The 15,688-nt window shown below is 71.3% G+C and carries 15 protein-coding genes and 1 pseudogene; 8 read left to right on the forward strand and 8 right to left on the reverse strand.

Annotated features, from left to right (window positions below; all coding sequences use genetic code 11):
• The first annotated feature begins 43 nt into the window (after positions 1-43).
• From ABT063_RS27755 to ABT063_RS27765, 3 genes are read left to right on the forward strand one after another with little or no spacing between them, the layout of a single operon-like run.
• Positions 44-445 carry an ANTAR domain-containing protein gene (locus ABT063_RS27755; protein WP_351061803.1) on the forward strand — a complete coding sequence of 134 codons (402 nt, stop codon included), beginning with the start codon at positions 44-46 and terminating at the stop codon, positions 443-445.
• Positions 442-798 (forward strand): PRC-barrel domain-containing protein, encoded by a 357-nt coding sequence (locus ABT063_RS27760; protein ID WP_351061806.1) that lies wholly within the window; start codon positions 442-444, stop codon positions 796-798. The genes ABT063_RS27755 and ABT063_RS27760 overlap by 4 nt, the downstream gene beginning before the upstream one ends.
• A gap of 40 nt (positions 799-838) precedes the next feature.
• The gene (locus ABT063_RS27765) at positions 839-1,135 is read left to right on the forward strand and encodes an ANTAR domain-containing protein (protein ID WP_351061809.1); all 297 of its coding nucleotides are present in this window, start codon (positions 839-841) and stop codon (positions 1,133-1,135) included.
• 191 nt (positions 1,136-1,326) lie between these two features.
• Here the strand turns inward: ABT063_RS27765 and ABT063_RS27770 are convergent, their stop codons facing one another.
• Positions 1,327-2,718, reverse strand: a complete 1,392-nt coding sequence (locus ABT063_RS27770) for a diacylglycerol/lipid kinase family protein (RefSeq protein ID WP_351061812.1) — start codon at positions 2,716-2,718, stop codon at positions 1,327-1,329.
• A 478-nt stretch (positions 2,719-3,196) separates the two neighbouring features.
• Here ABT063_RS27770 and ABT063_RS27775 point away from each other — a divergent pair, with 478 nt between their 5' ends.
• From ABT063_RS27775 to ABT063_RS27790, 4 genes are all read left to right on the forward strand, one after another.
• Positions 3,197-4,012, forward strand: a complete 816-nt coding sequence (locus ABT063_RS27775) for a SigB/SigF/SigG family RNA polymerase sigma factor (protein ID WP_351061815.1) — start codon at positions 3,197-3,199, stop codon at positions 4,010-4,012.
• Positions 4,009-4,842, forward strand: coding sequence for a DUF1206 domain-containing protein (locus ABT063_RS27780; RefSeq protein WP_351061818.1), 834 nt, complete (start codon positions 4,009-4,011; stop codon positions 4,840-4,842). Before ABT063_RS27775 ends, ABT063_RS27780 begins: the two co-directional genes overlap by 4 nt.
• A gap of 306 nt (positions 4,843-5,148) precedes the next feature.
• Positions 5,149-5,577, forward strand: a complete 429-nt coding sequence (locus tag ABT063_RS27785; protein WP_351061821.1) for a hypothetical protein — start codon at positions 5,149-5,151, stop codon at positions 5,575-5,577.
• A gap of 216 nt (positions 5,578-5,793) precedes the next feature.
• Positions 5,794-6,669 (forward strand): YihY/virulence factor BrkB family protein, encoded by an 876-nt coding sequence (locus tag ABT063_RS27790; RefSeq protein WP_351061824.1) that lies wholly within the window; start codon positions 5,794-5,796, stop codon positions 6,667-6,669.
• 155 nt (positions 6,670-6,824) lie between these two features.
• On the opposite strand, the gene ABT063_RS27795 is transcribed toward ABT063_RS27790, so the two are convergent.
• The 4 genes from ABT063_RS27795 to ABT063_RS27810 form a co-directional block, all read right to left on the reverse strand.
• Complete coding sequence (locus ABT063_RS27795; RefSeq protein ID WP_351061827.1) at positions 6,825-7,541, reverse strand: ANTAR domain-containing protein; 717 nt, start codon at positions 7,539-7,541, stop codon at positions 6,825-6,827.
• Positions 7,542-7,619: 78 nt separating this feature from the next.
• Complete coding sequence (locus ABT063_RS27800; protein ID WP_351061830.1) at positions 7,620-8,381, reverse strand: GAF and ANTAR domain-containing protein; 762 nt, start codon at positions 8,379-8,381, stop codon at positions 7,620-7,622.
• Complete coding sequence (locus ABT063_RS27805) at positions 8,378-8,959, reverse strand: hypothetical protein (protein ID WP_351061832.1); 582 nt, start codon at positions 8,957-8,959, stop codon at positions 8,378-8,380. Before ABT063_RS27805 ends, ABT063_RS27800 begins: the two co-directional genes overlap by 4 nt.
• A gap of 80 nt (positions 8,960-9,039) precedes the next feature.
• The gene (locus ABT063_RS27810; RefSeq protein WP_351061834.1) at positions 9,040-9,465 is read right to left on the reverse strand and encodes an STAS domain-containing protein; all 426 of its coding nucleotides are present in this window, start codon (positions 9,463-9,465) and stop codon (positions 9,040-9,042) included.
• Positions 9,466-9,980: 515 nt separating this feature from the next.
• On the opposite strand from ABT063_RS27810, the gene ABT063_RS27815 reads away from it, so the two are divergent.
• A complete protein-coding gene (locus tag ABT063_RS27815; RefSeq protein ID WP_351061836.1) occupies positions 9,981-11,108 on the forward strand; it encodes a winged helix DNA-binding domain-containing protein in 1,128 nt (375 codons plus the stop codon).
• A 4-nt stretch (positions 11,109-11,112) separates the two neighbouring features.
• On the opposite strand, the pseudogene ABT063_RS27820 reads toward ABT063_RS27815, so the two are convergent.
• The 3 genes and pseudogenes from ABT063_RS27820 to ABT063_RS27830 all read right to left on the reverse strand — a co-directional run.
• Positions 11,113-11,379: pseudogene (locus ABT063_RS27820) on the reverse strand (LysE family translocator); the annotation flags it as partial.
• A 334-nt stretch (positions 11,380-11,713) separates the two neighbouring features.
• A complete protein-coding gene (locus tag ABT063_RS27825; protein WP_351061838.1) occupies positions 11,714-12,505 on the reverse strand; it encodes a S1 family peptidase in 792 nt (263 codons plus the stop codon).
• Between the two features lie 266 nt (positions 12,506-12,771).
• Positions 12,772-15,597 (reverse strand): helix-turn-helix transcriptional regulator, encoded by a 2,826-nt coding sequence (locus ABT063_RS27830; protein ID WP_351061840.1) that lies wholly within the window; start codon positions 15,595-15,597, stop codon positions 12,772-12,774.
• Positions 15,598-15,688 lie beyond the last annotated feature (91 nt).

Raw genomic sequence — 15,688 nt, forward strand, 5'->3', positions numbered from 1 at the left:
TCAGCCACACCGGACGCACGGAAATCGTGGAAAGGCAGATGCCATGTACCGCACAACCTTGCTCTCAGAGAACTGGTGGGATGTGGGGGCTGACGCCTCGGCGGAGAACGCGGCCGGTCAGGATGTCGTCGCACTGCGCGCCGAGAATGATCAGCTGCGGCGGGCACTGGCCGGCCGCATGGTCATCGACCAGGCCTGCGGCATGGTGATGGTCCTGGTCCCCTGCCGCCGTGGGCCGGCCAGGAACCTGCTGGTGGATATCTCGCGGCAGTGCGACACCAGACTTCCGGAGGTGGCTGCAGCCGTGGTCGCCGCCTGGGAGGGTGAGCCGCTCTCGCGGCTGATGCGGCGGGCGCTGCGGCGTGCGCTGCGGCAGCTTTACGCGGAAGACCTGGGGTGCGACTCCCCACCGGCGGATGAGCCGTCCGGAGGGGGAAGGCCATGATTCACGCAGCCGACGTCCGGGAATGGCGCAACCGCGATGTCGTCGACGCCGAGTCGCACAAGATCGGTGTTCTGGAGGCGGTGTATGTGGACACCACCACCGATGAGCCGGCCATGGCCACGGTACGGATCGGACTGCCCACCCGGCACCGTCTGGTCTTCGTCCCCCTTGAGGACGCGATCGCCGGGCCGGACCATCTCAAGGTCGGCTATGTCAAAACGCTGGTGAAGCAGGCTCCTTCGATCGGCACCGACGACGTCCTGCCCGCCGAGCAGGAGGAAGCAATCTTCAAGCACTACGGACTGGCCTACAAGCCCGGTGCGGCGGGAGAACGGCAACTGGCGCGCCGCTGACCGCCTGCGGACAGGATGTCTGCCCTGTGATGTACGCACCATGCGCCAGCTGACCACGCCGGTCGTCGAACTACGCGCCAGAAACGAGCAGTTGGGCCGCGCGCTGGCGAGCCGTGCGGTGATCGACCAGGCGCGCGGCATGGTGATGGCCCTGGCGCCGTGTTCCAGCGAGAGGGCCTGGGATCTGCTGGTGGACGTGTCGCAGCACCGCAACCTCAAGCTCCGGGACGTGACTGCGGCCCTGGTCGCCACGACGAAGGACGAGACGCTCCCGGAACCGATACAGCGGGAGCTGCGCCGGGCACTGCGGCGCCTGCATCTGGCAGACCGGCGGTGACGGCATGCGTGCACAGCGGACGGCACCGGACGCTGTGGGTTCAACTCTCCGGTGCCTTCGTCCATGACGGCCGTCGGACGCCTCCGTTGTGCAGCCCACCTCGTGGAAATGAAACACCGGCCTGTCCCTTCCCTGACCGCGAAGCCGTTGAGCAGGCAGAACGCTCGAAGAGCGCCACCCCGCCGGCGGCGTCACTGCGGCGGTGGCAGGTAGACGGTGAGTGCACGTGTCGTTTTGTCGAGGAGGAGGGTGTCGGCGGCCGGGCTCACCTCGCCGTCACGGGTGTAGTCCCCCTCCTCTCCCACGCCGTCGATGCGCAGCCGGGCCACGGTGGTGGCCTGGTAGACGCGGGAGCGCGCGAGGGTGCCGGTGAGGAAGGCCATGATGAGCCGGGTGCGGGCGAAGGGATGGCTGCCGTCGACGGCGCGAATGTCGAGGAGTCCGTCATTGAGGCTGCGGCGGTAGGAGGGGGCGAAGCCGGGTGGGTCGTAACGGCTGTTGCCGGCGAAGAGCAGCCACAGTCGGCGGTGCATCCCGTCGATGGTGACCTTGCGGGGCGTGCCGTCGGCGAGGACGCGGAGCAGGCCGACGGCGAGGGCGGGCCACTTGCCCAGGCGTGCCTCGCGGGCCTCCCGGGCCCGGACGAGTTCGGGGTAGACGCCGATGCTGAAGGTGTTCAGGAAGTACGTGCTGGAGTCACCGTCGGCACCGCCCTCGGTCGTGACACGGCCGAGATCGACGGCTCCACCGCAGCCCGCCTCCACGGCGTCGGCAGTGGCCTTCAGGGTCGTCAGCCCGAGGTCCGCGGCGAAGTGGTTGAGGGTGCCGCCGGGGAACACGGCCAGCGGCAGCCCGCTTTCGGTTGCCCTGACCGCTGCCGCGTTGACCGTCCCGTCACCGCCCACGACCCCGAGCGCGCCCCCGTGGGCGAGTACGTCCTTGGCCGCTCGGTCGAGCACCAGGTGCAGGTCGACGCCGCTCTCGCAGAGCCGAATGTCCGTCATCGGCAAGAGGATCCGCAGTTCGGCTTCGGCCGGCGTGTCGCCGCCCGCGTCGCTGTTGACGACCGCGATCAGTCCCAGGCCTGCGGGAAGCGCGGGGACCGGGACGTTCGGCCGGGCTGCGTCGGCGGGTTCGTCCACGTGCAGCGGCCACCAACGGCAGGTCGCCGCCGCGATACCGGTCCCGAGTGCGACGCCCGCGAGGACATCACCGGTGGAGGGCGCGCCGGTGCGGGCGCGGAAGGAGATGAACGCCGTAGCGAGGGGTAGGAGAGCGGCGCCCAGCCGGGGCGACTCCAGCGTGGCGGCGGTGGTGAAGGCGGCGACGGCGGCCGCGTGCCCGGACGGCAACGCCCGGGTGGTGGGCCGAGGCAGAAGGCGGTGGCTGGAAGCCGACCTGGAGGCGATATTGACGGCGGCGGAGGCCAGGGCCAGGGATCCGGTTGCGCGCAGTGCGGCACGGCGTGCGCCGCGATTGCCGGACAGGCCCATGACGGCCGCGCCGGTCAGCCACGGCAGCATGGGGTGGGCAGAGGCGACGCGTGCGAAGAGCCGTGCATCGAGCGCGCGGAGGTGTCTCATGCCGACTGCGTACCCGCGGCGATGCCGAACACGCGGCCACCCGCACTCATGAATCGGCCAACGGCCCGTGCTCCGTTGTTCGTTGACCATCAGATTTCCGGACCAGACATCGGCCGGGCCCTCTTGTCAGGCGAGTCGGCCGGGGCTTTCGGCGGGAACGACATATGGTGCGGGGCTTTGACCGGAAGGCACGCCAGGTCCAACGGCCTCGCTCCGACCGCGGCCTCACGAGCGACCGCTGCCCGCCCTGGGCCGAGTCAGCTACCGCGCCCTCCACGTTCTGTTCCCGCGCGGTCCCCGACGGATTGCCGCAGATGGGCTGCGGAGACCCTGTTTGAAAGGGGATTGTCCGGGAACCCGCCTGGTGTGCTTCGGACCGGAGGCACGCCCGTGGGAGCAGCTGTCGCTGCTCCCCAGTGCGCTGCGGTCTGCCGGCTCCCACGGTGAGTGACGCCACCGATCAGGGAGACACGTGTCCGTGACGTACGAACGCACGCAGAGCCGGCGAAGTGCCCACCCCCACCACGACGCACCGGATACCGCCGTCGCGTTCCTCCGTATCGCCGCCCTGCCGGACGGCCCGGAGAGGTCCGCGCTGCGGCAGGAGGTGGTGCGCGCCTGGATGCCGATGGCCGTACGGCTCGCCCGGCGCTTCCGCCATCGCGGTGAGACTTTCGAGGACCTCGAGCAGGTCGCCCAACTGGGCCTGGTCAAGGCGGTGTCGCGCTTCGACCCGAGTCGCGGCACCGCCTTCCCGAGTTTTGCCATACCGACGATCCTCGGCGAGGTGAAGCGGCACTTCCGTGACGAGCTCTGTGGCGTCCATGTACCGCGGCGCGTGCAGGAGTTGAGCGCCCGGGCCCGTTCCGCCGCCAGCGAGTGCGCTTCGCTCAACGGCCGCGAACCCTCGGTCCACGAGATCGCCGCGCACAGCGGCCTGACCGAGGCCGAGGTACGGCTGGGCCGGAGGGCGCTGGAGGGCTTCATCGCCCTGTCCGTGGACGCCGTGCCCGGCCGCTCCGAGGACAGTCGCCCGCTGACCGACACGCTCGGTGACGTGGAGCCCGGCTTCGACCGGGTGATCAACCGCGAGGCACTCCGCCCCCTGCTGCGGGCGCTGTCCGAACGAGAGCGGCAGATCCTCTACATGAGGTTCTTCTGCGAGATGCCGCAGAACCGCATCGGCGAGCGGTTCGGTATCTCCCAGATGCATGTCTCCCGTCTGATCACCCGCACCTGTGCACGCCTGCGCGACCAGGTGATGGCGGACCGCGATCTGAGGAGGGCATCGTGACGACGTCCCGGGTGCAGGGGCGGCGCCGGACTGCCGGGCTCCGGACAAGGAACTCCGCGGAGAAGCAGACACTGACTGCAGCCGGGCGGGCAGGCTTTGCGGCACGGGGGGTGGTGTACGTCCTGATCGGTGTACTGGCCGTGCGGATCGCCCGCGGCAGCGGCGGCGAGTCGGCGGACCGCCAGGGTGCGCTGGCCCAGGTCGCGGCGCAGCCCTTCGGGAAGTCGATGCTGTGGGCGCTGGTCGTCGGCTTCGGCTCCATGGCGTTGTGGCGGGGCGCCCGCGCGCTTGGCAGGGGGCCCCGGCACAAGGCCGCCTCGCGAGTCCTTGACGGCGGGCGGGCGGTCTTCTACGCCGCCGTCTGCTGGGCCACGGCGGCGTATGCCGCCGGGGGCGGGCAGGGCTCCAGTGGCAACGCGCAGTCGCAGGACTGGACGGCATCGGCGCTCAAACTGCCGTACGGCCGGGTGCTGGTGGGTGCCGCGGGCTGCCTCCTGATCGGTATCGGCGCGGTACTCGCCGTCCGGGCGGCCATGCGGCGCTTCCTGCGGCAGCTGGACACCGGCACCATGAGCCATCGTACGAAGCAGGTCGTCACCGCTCTGGGCGTGGGCGGAGGCGTGGCACGTGGTGTGGTGTTCGCCGCGGCTGGCATCTTCATCCTGGTGGCAGCCGTCCGCTTCGACCCGGACGAAGCCAAGGGCGTGGACGCGACGCTCCGTAGCTTCACGCAGACACCGGTGGGGCCATGGCTCCTGGTTGGCGTCGCGATCGGGCTGGTTCTCTTCGGCGTCTTCTCCTTCGCCTCGGCTCGCTGGCGCCGCCTGTGAGCGCTTGCCCCGAGCCGGATCTGCCGGCTTCTCCCGCAGGCTCGCCCTTGGGCCGGGCCGTCACCACGCACTGGTCAACACAACGGCGGCGAACGGTCCCGCTCCCGCCACCGACCGAGCGTCCGCCAGCCGCACGCCGATGGAGAGCAGATACAGCATGCCGTATACGACAGCGCCGATGACGAGTGTCGGCGTCCTCCGGTCTCGCCATTACCTCATCATCTGGGTAGACGCAACCCATGGTGGTGGCGTGCCGGTCAGAACGGCTCTACCGTGGGGACAGAAAGCAGATCCCAGGAGCACGTCATGATCATCCTCGGCCTCGTCATTCTCGTCGCCGCAGTAGTCATCGGCGTCGCCGGCGTTCTTTCCAACAGCGGCAGCGCCCACGAGTTCACCGGCGAATTCTCCGTCTTCGGAGTCGACGTCACCGGTTCCACCGGCACCCTCTTCCTCTACGGCATCGTCGTCGGGGCGGCGGCTCTGCTCGGGCTGAGCCTGCTCCTGACCGGTACACGCCGCACCGCTCGTCGCGGCCGCACCGCACGTCGCGGGCTCAATCAGTCTCGGCGCGAGACAGCCGCAGCCGAACAGGAACGGGACGTTCTGATCAACGAACGCGACTCCGCCCGCGCGCAGACGGCGCAGGCGGAGAGGGGTGAGGAAGACTCTGCCGGACTGGTCGATCGCCCCCGTCACAAGGACCACTGGTTCCGCCGCCGGGCCGCTCACTGACGATCCAGGTCGGCCGCCTGGCGACCTGCCGCGCGCCCGACAGACGGTCTGGCCGCACCGGACGACCTCGCGCCGCGGCGGTCGTCATCGGCTTGCTCCGTCGCAGCCCTCGGCAAGCATCGGGCTGCGCGGCTCTCATGCGGCGGAAGGCGGTGCGGGTTCGCCGCTGGATGCCTCTCTTCTCGGCTGTGGGTACGCAGGGAGTGGGTGTTCCTCATGGAATGGCTGAGAAGCCTGCCTGTGATCGGAAAGCTGATGCGTACGCACGCTTGGCGGGCGTTCGAACGGCTGGATGCCGTCCACTGGCCCCGGCTCGCCGCGGCCATCACCTTCACCAGCTTCGTCGCGCTCTTTCCGCTGATCACCGTGGGCGCGGCGATCGGCGCCAAGCTGCTGAGCGACGACCAGCTGGGGAAACTCCAGGACAAGATCGCCGCCCAGGCGCCAGGCCTCTCCGACCTCCTGGACCTGGACGGTCTCGTCGAGCATGCCGGATCCGTCGGGCTGATCGCGGGCGCGCTGCTGCTCGTGATCGGCATCAACTGGGTCGGCGCTCTGCGCGGGTGCCTGCGCGCGGTGTGGGAGAAGGAGCAGGACCCGGGCAATCCGTTCCTGCTCAGGCTCAAGGACTCCGTGGTGCTGGTCGGCCTCGGCGCGGTCGGGCTGGTCGCGATCGGTAGTTCGGTGTTCGCCAGCAGTGCCGTCGGCTGGGCCGCCGACAGGGCCGGTATCGAGGGCGGGGCGGGACGCGCTCTGCTGTTCTTCACCGGCCTGGCCATCGCCCTGGTCGTCGACTTCCTCCTGCTGGTCTACCTGCTCACCCGGCTGCCGCGGGTGCATCCCGGCCGACGTGCGGTCGTGGTCGCCGGGCTGATCGGTGCGGTGGGCTTCGAACTGCTCAAGTGGTTGCTGACCGGCTACCTGCAGGGCGTTGCGGCGAAGAGCATGTACGGCGCCTTCGCCGTGCCGGTGGCCGTCGTGCTGTGGATCAACCTCATGGCAAGGCTGCTGCTGTACTGCGCCGCTTGGACAGCGACAGCAGCGGGGACGGCGGTGCGGTCCGGCGAGACAGCCGAGGGCGAGAGCCCGTAGCCCGGGATCAGCCCAGCAGCCGACGCCGCACCACAGCGTGCGCCAGTCGGTAGCCGCGCACGAGCAGCACCGCGCCTCCAGAAGCACGGCCCGTGATCCGAGCGTGATTCCCCGTGCTTGGGCAGCTGCGTGCGGTCACCGCCTCGGCGACGGTGTCAGGCCACCAGGCCGGGGAGGGGTTCGGAGTCGTCGATGAAGGCGCGGGCGACGTCGGACAGGCGTCGGTTGTGGGCGCGGGCGTAGCCGCGCAGTGCGGTGAAGGCCTGCTCCATGTCGATGTTCTGGCGTTCGGCGAGTTTCCCCTTGGCCTGCTCGATCAGTACCCGGCTGTTGAGTGCGGTCTGCAGCTGTTCGTTGAGGACGGTGCTGCGGTGGGTGGTGCGTTGTTGCAGCAGGCTGATGGTGGCGACGTCGGCGAGGGCCTGGGCGATGAGGGTGGCGGCCGGGTCGAAGGGGCCGGGGGTGGCGCGGAAGAGGTTCAGGGCGCCGACGACCTCGTCGCGCAGACGCATGGGCAGGGCCTGGACCGCGCCGAAGCCGCTGCGGTGGGCTGCCGTGACGAAGCGTGGCCAGCGGTCGACCTCCCGGGTCAGGTCGGGGACGATCACCTGTGTGCCGGTGCGGAAGCACTCGAGGCAGGGGCCTTGGTCGTTCTGGAGCTGGAAGAGTTCCAGCAGGCGTACCTGTTCGTCGGAGGCGGCCATGACGCGGAGTTCACCGTCGCGGTCCGCGAGCAGCACCCCGGCCGCACTGGCGCCGAGCATGCCCACGCAGCGGTCGGTGAGCAGGCGCAGGAAGTCGATCAGGTCGAAGTCGGCGACCAGGTTGTCCGCCAGCTCGACGAAGGTCTTGGCCAGGAGCTGCTGATTCATCGTGACACCCTCGCTTGAGACTGGTCCCGCCGGGAGGGGGCGGGAAGTGCAGCACGTTCGTCGGTCGGCACCGGTGCGTCAGGTTTCCTCGTCGGTCCGTCTCGGTTCCGCGTCCGGGGAGAAGCGGAGCCGGTGGGCCACCACGTCGGCGGCCACCTCGGCGAGCCGGCGTCCCTGGGTATAGGCGTAGGCGCGGAGCCTGACGAAGGCTTCGTCGATGCCGACGCCGAGTTGGACGGTGAGGATGCCGGTGGCCTGGTCGATCTCCGGCCGGTATCCGCCCAGGTTCTCGAAGCCGCGGTCCGGCAACGCTCCGCCGGTCGGCGCGCCCGTCTCCTCGATCCGAGTATCGAGCAGGAGCAGCGTTGCGAGATCGGCGAAGGCCAGCGCGTCGGCCAACTCCTCCGCGTCCAGCACGGTCGGCACGTTGGCGTACAGGTCCAGGACTCCCGGGCTGATCGCCCCTATCTGCAGGGGGAGCGCGAACACCGCGCGTGCCCCGGCCTCCAGCGCCGCATCGGCGAACACGGGCCAGCGGTTCTGCATTGCGCCGGTCAGCAGATCGGGTGTCAGGATGGCGGAACCCTGTGTGAAGGCGTCCACGCAGGGTCCCTCGCCCAGGGTGAGCTGGAGCTCCTCCAACTGCTCGCTGATGTCGTCGGTGCTGCACAGCGGATGGCTTGTCGTGGTCCGGGACATCGCGGATACTCCGGCTCCGCCGACCGGGAGCGCGGCCACGGCCGCGGTGCACACGTCCACCACGCCGACCCGGGAGCCGCGTCGGGCCGCCTGCTCGGCCACCAGCGCCTGGATACGGGCCGAGCGGCTGTCGGACCTCACCCGGGCCACCGGGTCCAGGCATCGTGCGCCAGGCCCTCCAGCCTCGCCGCGGTACGTTCCCCGACGGGAAGGACCAGCGCCCGGAGCGGCGTGGCGCTGATCGGCCTCCAGATCTCTCCCACGTCCAGCCATCCCCAGGAACGGAGCGCGGTGAGAGTTGGGCGATCAGCCCGGTCCACCAGGGTGGCGCCGAGCGACGCCTGGTGATCTGTCAGCAACCGCTTCTGCAACCGGCGGGCCACGTCCTGGTCCTGCGGGTGCGGGCGGACCAGGATGTCGGTGATCTCGAAGACTCCGCCCGACTCGGTGAGTTGCTCAATGCTGTGCGGTAGTGCTCCGTCGAACCCGAGCCACCAGAGGCCGTCGCCGCGCACCGGGAATCCGAAGGCGCATCCCACCAGGTGGTCCGTCTCCGCGATCACCATGGCGAACCCCGGCCGGCGGATGTCGCCGGTGAGACGGTTCAGGAAGTCCTGGCGGCCGGCAGCGCGGTAGGTCTCACGGGGAGACGTCTCGTGGGAGGCCACGTACAGATCCGCGAGCCCCCCGCTCACGCCCTGCGCCTGCCAGCGGTTCACCCTACGTAGCCGCACCGCGTCCGCGTCGGACGGCTCGCCGCCACGGGGCCTGTACGGCTGCCCCTGCTCGGACCGGGCCGTCACCGCGCATCGCCCGAGAGGACGGAGGCAAGCGGAACAGTCCGGCGCGGCGGGGCTTGGGCGGCCGGGGCTGGTACACCCCCGAGAGGATGTGTCAGTTTCCCGAACGGAACGCCAGGGAGCAGGAACCCGGAACCGGCGAGGTCGAGTATCAGGCCCAGCGTCGGTGGTGGGCGGTGCAGACGCAGAGTCCCGACGGCCTTCGTGGCTTTCTGCGCGGCGTGCGGGAAGGCGTTGAGGGCGCCGCAGTCGCAGGAGGTGACGGGAGTGAGGTCGACGTCGATGGCACGGAAGCCGTCGCTCAGACACCGCGTCAGTGCCGCGCGCACCAGCGGCGCCGATTCCAGGTCGGTCTCACCGGCCAGGGTGTTCAGTGCCCGGCGCCTTCGACCATGGCGGTAGACGTTGAGCTGCGGTAGGGGCATGACGCCTCGGTTCAGAAGACCATCCGGCAGCGCACGCGGTGACGCCGGGAATCCCGACCCCCTTGGCGCGCTGCAAGCAGGAGCGTACGTTCGGCGGAGGTGGAGCAACGGCCGGTCCGACAGCCTGTGCGACAGGACAGAGGACCCACCCAGTTCCCTCCAGGGATGCGTCGGGTGGCGGACGAAAGATCCGCTCCCCGGACCATCTGTGTCGAGCAACGACTAGCCGCCGGGGTCTGGGACGTCCGTACAACAGCATAGTCCTTTCCCCAGTCCGGCGGACGGCCGGAGTCCGCCCAATCCCAGGTTTGTGGACAGTGCCACAACGCGGTGGCGTGCACACATCCGGCGCCCTGCACGGTACTTGGGCAGTGGCTGCCTCTCGGGCCGAGCCAACGTGTGCGTGATCAAGGAGCAGGATGTCCGGGGCCAACGACCTGGGAGCGGGTGGCGGTCCGGGGTTCGGTGAGAGTTGCGGACAGAAGGTGTCCGCGAGTGGCGCTAGCGTGCGACGCATGACGAAGACGACGCGGAGTACGACGACCAGGACGACCGCCACCGCCCCCGTGCTCGGCATCCGCGCCCTCAACCGCGCCACCCTCGCGAGGCAACTGCTCCTGCGCCGCTCGCCGTTGTCCGCCAAGGCGGCCGTCGAGCACCTGCTCGGCCTGCAGGCGCAGAACGTGAAGCCCCCGTACTACGCCCTCGCCGCCCGCCTCGACGGCTTCGCCCCGGCGGAACTGTCCGGGCTGATGGCCGACCGCGAGGTCGTCCGCATCGTCACCATGCGCTCGACCATCCACACCCACACCGCCGACGACTGCCTCACCCTGCGGCCGCTGGTGCAGGCCGCCCGGGACCGCGAACTCACCCAGTTCCGCAAGGGACTCGTCGGCGTCGACCTCGACCGGCTCGCCGCCCTCGCCCGCGCACTCGTCGAGGCCGAGCCGCGCACCATGAAGCAGCTGCGCGAGGCGCTCCTCGCCGAGTGGCCGGACGCCGATCCACAGGCCCTCGCGATCGCCGCCCGCTGCAAGCTGCCGCTCGTGCAGGTCACCCCGCGCGGACTGTGGGGCAGGAGCGGCCAGGTCGCCCTCACCACCGCCGAGCACTGGCTGGGCCGCCCAGCCGAGAAGGCCCCGGCGCCGTATGCCGTCGTACGGCGCTATCTCGCCGCCTTCGGCCCGGCCTCCGTCAAGGACATGCAGACCTGGGCCGGCCTGACCCGGCTGCGGGACGCCTTCGAACGCCTCCGTCCGCAGCTGGTCACCTTCAGGGACGCGAACGGCGTCGAACTCTTCGACCTGCCGGACGCGCCCCGCCCCGACCCGGACACCCCGGCCCCGCCCCGTTTCCTGCCCGAGTTCGACAACCTCCTCCTCTCCCACGCCGACCGCACCCGCGTCGTCCCGCCCGAGCACCGCGGCCGCGCCTGGCAGGGCAACCAGGCCTACCGCACGCTCCTCGTCGACGGCTTCCTGGCTGGCGTATGGAAGCTGGAGGGGGACACACTCGTCGTCGAGCCCTTCGGCCGGCTCACCAAGGCCCAGCGGGACGAGGTCAGCGCGGAGGCGGAGCGGATGACGGCGGTGATGCACCCGGAGTCGTCGTACGACATCCGCTTCGGCGCCGTACGGCCATGAGGGCTCAGTCGGCCCGGCCCGTCACCGCCACGGTGCCCCCGAGGCCGATCATCGTGCACCCGCCCGCACCGCCGATCACAGACAGCCGTCGGTCCGAGCGGGCGAACCACGCGCGGGCCGCCGATGCGGTCAGCCCCCACAGGGTGTCCGTGACCGTGCCGATGCCGATCGGGATCAGGCCCAACAGCAGCAGCTGCAACGGGACATGACCGGCCGAGTGGTCCACGAACTGGGGGAGTACGGCGGCGAAGAACACCACGCCCTTGGGGTTGTCAGCTGTTCGTTGGGGAGTGTGCACGAGGTTGAGTTAGCTCGATCGTGTGATGGTCGGCTCGCGGCACCGTGGTCGAACCGGGCTAACGTGATCACGCGATCTGGGACACCGGTTGCGGCGCCAGCGTGCGGGGCCCCCGCTCCACCAGAGGATCGTTCGGGGTGTGCGGCTGACCAGGCTCACACCTGCTCAGCCTTCAGGAACGGTTGGTGACGCCGACGAGGACGTCGTCGGCCACCGTCCGTTGGAGAGGGGGCGCTGCGGGCCGCTCGTGGAGGCCCGCAACGCCCCCTGGTCTTTCCCCTGAGGGGTGCTCAGGAGATCTGCTGGGTCACGAGTTGACCTGCGCGGTCACCAGGCTGGAGAACGTGGTCAGCCGGGTGTAGATGCCGGGGTAGTCGGCGTCCGCGCAGCCCTCGCCCCAGGAAGTGATCCCTGCCAGGACGCCCCCGATGAGCAGGGGACCGCCGCTGTCGCCCTGGCAGGTGTCGATGCCGCCGGAGGTGTATCCGGCGCAGACCATGTCGCTCGCGACGAAGTTGGAGCCGTAGGAACCGGCGCAGCCGGAGTTGGAGACGGTCGGCACGGTCGCCGTCCGCAGCTGGTTGGAGGAGCTGCCGTTCGAGGAGGTGGTGCCCCAGCCGATGATGCGGGCGGTGGTGCCGGCCGCGTACACGGAGGTGTCCGTGGAGGAGACGTACTTGGCCGTGGTGTACGGCATCGAGGTCGACAGGGTCAGTACGGCCACGTCGTCGCCGTTGGTGACGTCCGTGTAGCTCGGGTGTATCCAGATCTTGCTGACTCTGGCGACGGTGCCGTTCGTGCCGTTGCGGTAGGTGCGGCCGCCGACCACGCGGACGCTGCCGGTGGTCTCGTCGACCACGCAGTGCGCGGCCGTGACCACCTTGGTGGGCGAGACGAGGGTGCCGCCGCAGAACTGGTTCTGCGAGGCGTCCGTGATCTGCATCATGAACGGGTACGCGGTCGTCGTGGTCGTCGTACCGCCGACGATGGGCTGGGGAGCGGCGACGGCGGACGGGGCGCCGAGCAGCGCGGTCGCGGCGGCGGCCGCGGTCGCGGCGACGACGGCCGCGGTCTTCTTGGCACGGGCGAGCCCGAACATGAGTCTCCTCATCGGTGATGCCGGTGGGGGGTCGCGCGGGTGTGGGGGGTGTGCACGGGGGTCGCGGGACCGGCCCCCGTATGCCCGAGCGAGCGGCACGGCCCCAACGCTAGAACCCGGAACATGCCCTTCCCAATGAGGGAACCCCCTAGGGGAGTTGGGCAGGGAAAACCCTCGGTCGGCCCTCCGTGAACCCGCGGGGACTCACTTCAGCCCGCGGCGACTCGTCTCAACCCGCGGGGACGCACTTCGTGGCCCGCTCGGCCTCACGTCGTCCGGCGGCCCGCCGCCAGTCTGACGATGTCGACCCGCGATCGGATCCCCAGCTTGCGGTAGACGCGGGTCAGGGTCGCCTCGACCGTTTTGACGCTGATGAACAGGCGGGCGGCTATCTCCCGGTTGGTGGCGCCCTCCATGACGAGCGCGGCGACCTGACGTTCCATCGCGGCGAGCCCGTCCAGACAGGCCGGTCCGTCGTGCGGGAGGGCGGCGGGGGCGACGACCGGCGGCTCGGCCCGGGGCGTCACGGCGGCCGACTCCACCTGGCGCAGCCAGGGCAGCGCCCGGCAGCGCCGGAACAGCCGCGCCGCCTCGTCGTACGACGTCGGCCCCGGCCGGCTCGTGCGCAGCACGGCGAGCGCGAACGCGGCCCGCGCCTCCTCCAGACCGTGGCCCAGCTTGGCGAGCCGGTCCTGAGCGGACGTCAACTGGCCGAGGGCGACCTCGTGTTCGCCGCGTGCCGCGCGCACCAGCGCCTCGGCCCGGTCGAGTACGGCCAGCACGCTCTCGCGGCCCAGCCGCAGCCCGTGCTCGCGCGTCAGGTCGATGACGTCCTGCGCCTCGGCCGGCTCGCCGATCCGTACGAGAGCCTCGGCGAGGTCGCCGTGCCAGCGGCCGCGCGCCGGGTCGGTGATGCCGAGCGCCTGCTCCAGCTCCCGCACCCGGCGCAGGGAGCGAACCGTTCCTTCGACGTCTCCGGCCACCAGCTGGGCGTGACCGAGGGCGGCCAGGGCTCGGGAGAGGTACATCTGGTCGCCGTCCTCCTCGGCGTGCCGCACCGCTTCCCGGGCCAGTGCCAGCGCCCGGTCCACGTCCCCGCCCGAGGCCTCCGCGAGCGAGGCGAGATTGGCCGAGGCCACCTCGCCGATCCCTGCGTCCCGGGCCAGCCTGAGGCTCTCCCGGGCCAGGTCGAGGGCCCGGCCGCAGTGCCCGGAGCGCAGTTCGGTCTCGGCGAGCAGACGCACGAAGTGCACCTCGCTCTCGACCATGCCGCGCCGCCGCGCCTCCCGCAGCAGCGCGGTGACGGTGCTGCGGGCCTCAAGCAGCTGGTCACTCATGATCAGCCAGCGGAAGCGGACCGAGCCCGCGCCGTTGTGATGACACGCCACCTGCGGGTCCTGGGGCTCCCTCAGCGCCCGCTTGATGGTCGCGGGCGCGTCCGGGTGGCCCATCAGGGTCTCGGTCTGGGCCTGGAAGGCCAGCGCCAGCAGCTCGGTGCGCCGGTCGCCGCCCCTGGCGGCCAGCTCCGCCGCGTGCGCGGCCTCCTCCCGCCCCTCCGCGAAGTCGCCCTCCACCACCAGGCCGCGCCAGGCCAGCTGGTAGTGGACCAGCGCGAGCAGCCGGGGGTCGTCGCCCGCGTCGGCCAGCACCTGCGGGAAGACGGCGTCGACCTCGCCGAGGGCGTGCCCGGCCGACTCGATCACCACCATCCAGGCCCGCACCCGGTCCGCGGGCACGGTGGCCCGGGTCAGCACCTCGCGGGCGATGTCCCGGGCGAGGTCCACCTCGCCGGCGGTGATGGCGTCCTCGGCGGCCTGCAACCGCCGCTCGTCCGGGCCCGGCACGCTGTCGGCCGGGGTGTGCCGGGCCGCGAGCAGCCCGAGGGACGCGGCCACCGACGGCGCCCCGCGGTCCCGGGCCAGGGCGGCGGCCTCGGCGAGCCGGGCCGCCACCTCCGGGTCGGTACCGGTGGTCGCCAGGGCGAGGTGCCGGGCCCGCTCGATGGGGTCGGAGGCGGCCGTGGACAGCGCCGCGTGCGCGGCCCGCCGCTCCTGCGCGGGGGCCTCCGCGTACAGCGCGGCCGAGATCAGCGGATGCGCGAACCGTACGGCGGGACCCTCCGGCTCGGTCGCCAGCAGCCCCAGTTCGGCCGCCTGGGCCGTCTCGGCCTCGGCGTTCTCCCGGCCGGCCGCGTGCAGCAGGGCCAGCGTGGGGCGCGCGCCGGCGCTGGCCACGAGGAGGGTGCGGCGGGCCTCGGCCGACAGCATCCGCAGGCGGCTGAGCACCAGGGCCCGCAGCGAGGTGGGCACGTGCAGCGGCTCGCCCGGCCGGGGCGGGGTGGGATTCTCGGCGAGCGCGCGGCCCAGTTCCAGGGCGAAGAGCGGGTTGCCGCCGCTGGTGCGGTGGATGTCCCGGACGGTGGAGCGCGGCAGGCCGGTGTAGCCCCGGTGGTCGAGGAGCGCGGAGACCTGGGCGCGGGAGAGCGGGTTGAGGCGGATGGCCTGGCTGTCCGGGGGCAACGCGCGTAGATGCCGGTCGTACTCCTGCCCCTCGGTCCGTACCGCGCACAGCAGCTGGACCGGGGTGTCGCCGAGGCGGCGGGCGGCGAAGCCGAGGAGCTCCGCGCTCGCCGGGTCCAGCCACTGCAGGTCGTCCGCGACGACCAGCACGGGACCCTCGGCGGCGAGCGCACGGAACACGGACAGCACGGCCAGGCGCAGCGCGAGTCCGTCGCTCTGCAGGGTGGACTCGCCGCGGCCGGTGAGCGCCGACTCCAGGGCGGTGCGCTGGGCGGCGGGCAACCGGTCGGCCACCTCGTGCGCGACCAGGCCGAGCAGGTCGGCCAGTGCCAGGAACGGGAGATGGGATTCGGACTCCGTCGCCGAACAGCGCAACACGGTCCGGGCGGTGCCCGCGTAATCCGCGGCCAATGCCCGCAGCACGGTCGACTTTCCTATTCCGGCCGGGCCGTGCAGCAGCACGCTGCCGCCGCCGACGAGCTGCTCACGGGCCGCCGTGAACAGCTCCTCCCTGCCGATCACCAGGTCGGGGCGGCATCGGGCAGGCTCCTTGAAGTCCCGTCGCACGGTCACCGCTCCCCTCCGTGTGTCGTGTCCTGGCCAATATTAGGCAACGGCTCTTGAAATTCGGACGGACGACGTCGTGAGGGAAATAACAGCCGGG

Source organism: Streptomyces sp. NPDC002838, from assembly GCF_040295365.1.
Classification (GTDB): Bacteria; Actinomycetota; Actinomycetes; order Streptomycetales; family Streptomycetaceae; genus Streptomyces.

Coding starts and splice junctions, on each gene's coding strand:
- ABT063_RS27755 (WP_351061803.1), top strand. CDS start 44: ATGTACCGCACAACCTTGCTCTCAGAGAACTGGTGGGATGTGGGGGCT.
- ABT063_RS27760 (WP_351061806.1), top strand. CDS start 442: ATGATTCACGCAGCCGACGTCCGGGAATGGCGCAACCGCGATGTCGTC.
- ABT063_RS27765 (WP_351061809.1), top strand. CDS start 839: ATGCGCCAGCTGACCACGCCGGTCGTCGAACTACGCGCCAGAAACGAG.
- ABT063_RS27770 (WP_351061812.1), bottom strand. CDS start 2,718: ATGAGACACCTCCGCGCGCTCGATGCACGGCTCTTCGCACGCGTCGCC.
- ABT063_RS27785 (WP_351061821.1), top strand. CDS start 5,149: ATGATCATCCTCGGCCTCGTCATTCTCGTCGCCGCAGTAGTCATCGGC.
- ABT063_RS27790 (WP_351061824.1), top strand. CDS start 5,794: ATGGAATGGCTGAGAAGCCTGCCTGTGATCGGAAAGCTGATGCGTACG.
- ABT063_RS27795 (WP_351061827.1), bottom strand. CDS start 7,541: ATGAATCAGCAGCTCCTGGCCAAGACCTTCGTCGAGCTGGCGGACAAC.
- ABT063_RS27810 (WP_351061834.1), bottom strand. CDS start 9,465: ATGCCCCTACCGCAGCTCAACGTCTACCGCCATGGTCGAAGGCGCCGG.
- ABT063_RS27815 (WP_351061836.1), top strand. CDS start 9,981: ATGACGAAGACGACGCGGAGTACGACGACCAGGACGACCGCCACCGCC.
- ABT063_RS27825 (WP_351061838.1), bottom strand. CDS start 12,505: ATGTTCGGGCTCGCCCGTGCCAAGAAGACCGCGGCCGTCGTCGCCGCG.